The organism is Candidatus Zixiibacteriota bacterium (assembly GCA_018820315.1).
Lineage (GTDB): Bacteria > Zixibacteria > MSB-5A5 > JAABVY01 > JAHJOQ01 > JAHJOQ01.
Genome location: JAHJOQ010000102.1, coordinates 1 through 4,218 on the forward strand (window position 1 = coordinate 1; position 4,218 = coordinate 4,218).

3 protein-coding genes are annotated in these 4,218 nt (G+C 50.5%); all 3 read right to left on the minus strand.

Going from position 1 to position 4,218, the window contains the following annotated elements:
• Nucleotides 1–264: 264 nt before the first annotated feature.
• The 3 genes from KKH67_09925 to KKH67_09935 all read right to left on the minus strand — a co-directional run bounded on the left by KKH67_09925 (nt 265) and on the right by KKH67_09935 (nt 3,859).
• Complete coding sequence (locus tag KKH67_09925) at nt 265–1,488, minus strand: PD-(D/E)XK nuclease family protein (protein MBU1319493.1); 1,224 nt, start codon at nt 1,486–1,488, stop codon at nt 265–267.
• Nucleotides 1,488–3,164 carry a ubiquinone biosynthesis protein UbiB gene (locus KKH67_09930; GenBank protein ID MBU1319494.1) on the minus strand — a complete coding sequence of 559 codons (1,677 nt, stop codon included), beginning with the start codon at nt 3,162–3,164 and terminating at the stop codon, nt 1,488–1,490. Before KKH67_09930 ends, KKH67_09925 begins: the two co-directional genes overlap by 1 nt.
• A gap of 92 nt (nt 3,165–3,256) precedes the next feature.
• On the minus strand, nt 3,257–3,859 hold the full coding sequence (locus tag KKH67_09935; GenBank protein ID MBU1319495.1) for a porin family protein: 603 nt from the start codon (nt 3,857–3,859) through the stop codon (nt 3,257–3,259).
• Between the last annotated feature and the right edge of the window lie 359 nt (nt 3,860–4,218).

The following is a 4,218-nucleotide window of genomic DNA, read 5'->3' on the forward strand; positions in this document are numbered from 1 at the left end:
ACAACGGCACAGCAAACTGGACTTCCGCCACAGTGACGGAGTCCCTCATCGTGCACAATATATCACAAAGCTGGAGTTTGTCAAGACGTTTCTGGTCGTTTTGACCGTCATAACATGTTGAATCTTTATACACTTACGACGGAGTTCTGAAGTAATACCTGCGACGAAATCCATGCCCCAAAACGCATAATATGCGACCCAAGAATCGACTCCGGAATGCAAATTAGATGAAGCAAAACCGGAGCACATGATCGAAAATTGCATCTAATCCCTTTTATTTGTTACTGTTACGACCGGTTTCTGCTCGACCGACTCTATAAACTCAAACAGCTCCTCTTTGTATTTCTGATCAAACTTCGCTCTCTTTATGAAGCTGTCGAACGAGCCGGAATGATATGAGAATACCTGATCCATCATACCCGTTTTGATCAGAAATTCGATAAACTTCGTCTTCTCAGTCTCTTTTCCGTTCACTAAATCGGAGTATTTGGGTCTATGACGTGACCCGAATCTAATGCTCGCATTCTTGTCAGAGCCTGCAAAAACCGTCATCCCTTTCTCGCGAGCCAGATGAATCAACCTCTGTTTTATCTCCTCCCCCTCATTCTGAAGTGAAGCTATGATTCTCTTTAGTTCGGCCAGCCGATCCACTGTGACAACGATCTCGTCAGCTCCGAGCTCGCCGGGAGATTTCGCTTCCATAGACAGCGGGTGTATTTTGGCAGGACAGAACGACATGTATTCGCACCAATTGCAGAGACGAGTCTCATTGGTCGGGAAGTTGTTGTCCGCAGTGGCCTGCTCAACCTCGCGAATTAGCCCGATTGTAGATTCAATCAGGGTGTCGATATCGATGTCACTTCTCGATGAAGTTCTTTTTTCCGGCACAGAAAGATAATGCCATACAAGCTCGAATCCATCGCGATCCGGCCACATCTGCTGAACTGCCAACTGATACAATGCAAGCTGCCGATCATCATCTAGATACCGCTGATCTACCATCGACCGCGCGGTCTTATAATCGTGTATCTGCATAACGCCACTCTTTGAAACAGCCAACCGATCGATAATGCCTTTGATCTTGTAGTTGCCATCCGGATCGAGGTTGACAGTGACCGTTCGTTCAAGCGCAACCGTCTTTTCCTGATCAAAGGGGTGATAGGCTCGATAGTAATCCTGAACCATCCGCCTCCCCTTGTTTCTGAAGTCCTCCTCCGAGAGATGCTCATCCTTGATAGCAAGCAGCCCCAATCCCGGATGCTGACTCTGCCATCTCTCATCGTAGTATGTCAGAAGATCTGCCTCGCTCCAGACTTTGCCTTCCATCACAAGCTCATACAGCCGCTGAAGCGCCTCGTGAACAATCTTCCCCCTGAAGCTCTCGACCGACACGCTATCGCCGACATCGAATTTTTCGACGTATCGGAATTTGTACTTGCGCGGACAGTTTTCGTATGTCGATAGTCGAGAGTGCGAGTATGTCCCCATCACAACCTCCCCGATCTGATTATTGAGATGATCAACCCGAGACCGAGAGCTGCGGCTATCAGATAGCCGGTCAGCCCAAGCAATGACACGCCGTGAAACATCAAACCGATTTCATTGGATATAATCAGCGATGAACCGATTATTACCGCGCCGATGATTATTGCAAACGAGAGTCTGTTCGACGATCGATCCATATCATTGGCAAGACGATCGAGACCGCGATGGCGAAGCAGCAGTCCCAGCTCCCCCCTCAGCAATTTCTGGCTGAGTCGCCGCACTTCTGCAGGCGCTTCAGATATGAAATCAGCAGCGCTCCCAAGCAGCGCCAGCAGCTCCATGGATATCTTCTTCGGATTCAGCTTTCTCAACGCCAACCGCTTAATATGTGGCTCGACTTCTCCGATCATATTCAGATTCGGATCGAGAGCTCGGCCAACCTCTTCATAGGTTACAATCGCTTTCCCAAGCAGCATCAGATTGGCGGGCATCCTGATATTGTACCTGACAAACACATCAAGACCGTCAGCGAATATCGCTTTCATGTTGATCTGTTTTAGAGGAATCTTGTGATAGCGATAAAGCAGCTCGGTGAATTCGGTCTCCAGTGAACCAACATTCGCATCATCCGGCAGCAGATCATGAGTCGCCAGAATCCTCACGATAGCCCGCGCGTCCTTCCTGTTCGCCGCGATTAGAATACCGGCGAGAAGATCGATTGCTGATTCAGAGAGCTGGCCTACGAGCCCAAAGTCAACAGGTGCCCACCGGTCACCCGGCAGAATGAACAGATTCCCCGGGTGCGGATCGGCATGGAAGAACCTGTCCTCGAATATCATCTTGAATACGATTTGCGCGCCCTGTTTTGCGAGAAGTGGCAGGTCATGCCCGGCGCGTTTGAGATCATCTATCATCGACACCTTGATGCCATCTACCACGCTTGTCGTCAGAACCCTCGTGCTGCAATATTCCCAATGCACCGTCGGAATCTCGATCCTGTCATCTTCAGCGAAGTTAATCCCGAATACTTCGATATTCCTCGCTTCGTAGTACAGATCGACTTCCCGCCGCGTAGCACGTGCAAGTTCATCCACAAGTTCTGTCGGTTTATACTGCCTGCTTTCCGGAACATACTTCTCGAGCAAACCTGCAACATCCCTCAGAATATCCATGTCGATGCGAAGCATCTGCTCAACACCGGGACGGAGCACCTTAACCGCGACAGGCTTGCCGTCATGAGTCCGGGCGATATGCACCTGCGCCAGTGAGGCCGATGCCACCGGTTCTCTGGCGAACTCGCTGAAAAGCTCCAAGATCGGTTTGCCGAGTTCCTCTTCGACTGTTTTCTGAATAAGGTCGTATTCACACGGCGCCACAGCATCCTGCAGCTTCACAAGCTCGGCTGTCAGTTCGACCGGGATCAGGAATGGCCTGCTTGCGAGCATCTGCCCAAACTTGATAAAGCTCGGCCCCAGCTCCTCCATAGTTGATCTAATCCGCTCGGCATAGGTCAGTTCTGCAACACGGGCAGATTCCCTTAGCAGGGATTTCCGGCCGATTTTGAACACGGACCGAATCTTCATCCTGTCGATGAATTCGCCGAACCCATGCCTGATGAGGACGCCGACAATCTGGCTATAGCGTCCGTAATGTTTTAGGCGAGACCCGAATCTGAGCAATTGCTTTTCCTCATAATTTCGTTATTGCCGGCCGCCAGCTTCTGCACCGACACCTTGCCGATACCAAGCTCGTGCAGGGCGCTGCTTGTCATTCATAGTAGTCTGAGTGTGACACCGCCATACACAGCCTTATACTTCGCCGACTCCTCATCCCCCTCAATCCTGCCGATGCGCCCCTCGATGAACAGTTCAATCGGAGATGCAGCGAACCCCAACGCAACACCGGCGATCCCGTGAACACCGAACCGGCTGCCGTCATCCGGAATGTGAATAGCACCTTCCGGATTAGGCCATTCAACAGCCGAGTTATACTCGTAGTTGAGATTGTGCGAAGCTATTCCGCCACCAATGTAAGGAGTTATGACTGGGATTCTGAAAAGGTACTTCAGATTCGCGGCAATCATAAGGTCTTGGACCTCAGCGGAAGTCTTCGCACCGAGGAAGGTCATTTTCTCAGTGTGCGTCCTCGATTCGACTGCAAGCTCAAGCGTGAAAGTCGGGAATCCGCCGAACTGCACGTGCCCACCCACGACAGTAAGCTGATCAATGTCGAGCTTGTGCGGCAAGCTGAATTCCGGATTATCGTAATCCGCGACAATCCCTCCACGCACTCCAATCCCGAAACGCGTTTGGCCGTCAGCGTAGTGCGGAACAAGCATAACAGCCAACACGGCTATCATGAATGTCTTCTTCATAGCCGATTCTCCTTCAACAACGGATGCAAGCACTCTCGGATGTTTCGAGAATGATAAACGTTTTGCGTACTCCTGTCAATCATGAAGAGTTTGCCGGTAATGTACTTGACCAAATGCACTATCTCGCTTACATTCTAAATGTCTGACCGGCTCAGGTCGATATCTGTTACTACGAGAGGTAAGTGGAGAAATGAGTAGAATTATGAGATTGGCAATCGGATATGTCTGTGCGCTGATTCTGCTTCTGATATTGATCACAGTAGCTGTCGGCAGAGATATGCCTGCTGGAGAAAGCGCAGCCCCTGAGCATGTCGTCTTTCTCACACTGCATGCGGATTCAACCGGCATCTCACTCGTCC

Coding starts and splice junctions, on each gene's coding strand:
- KKH67_09935 (MBU1319495.1), bottom strand. CDS start 3,859: ATGAAGAAGACATTCATGATAGCCGTGTTGGCTGTTATGCTTGTTCCG.
- KKH67_09925 (MBU1319493.1), bottom strand. CDS start 1,488: ATGGGGACATACTCGCACTCTCGACTATCGACATACGAAAACTGTCCG.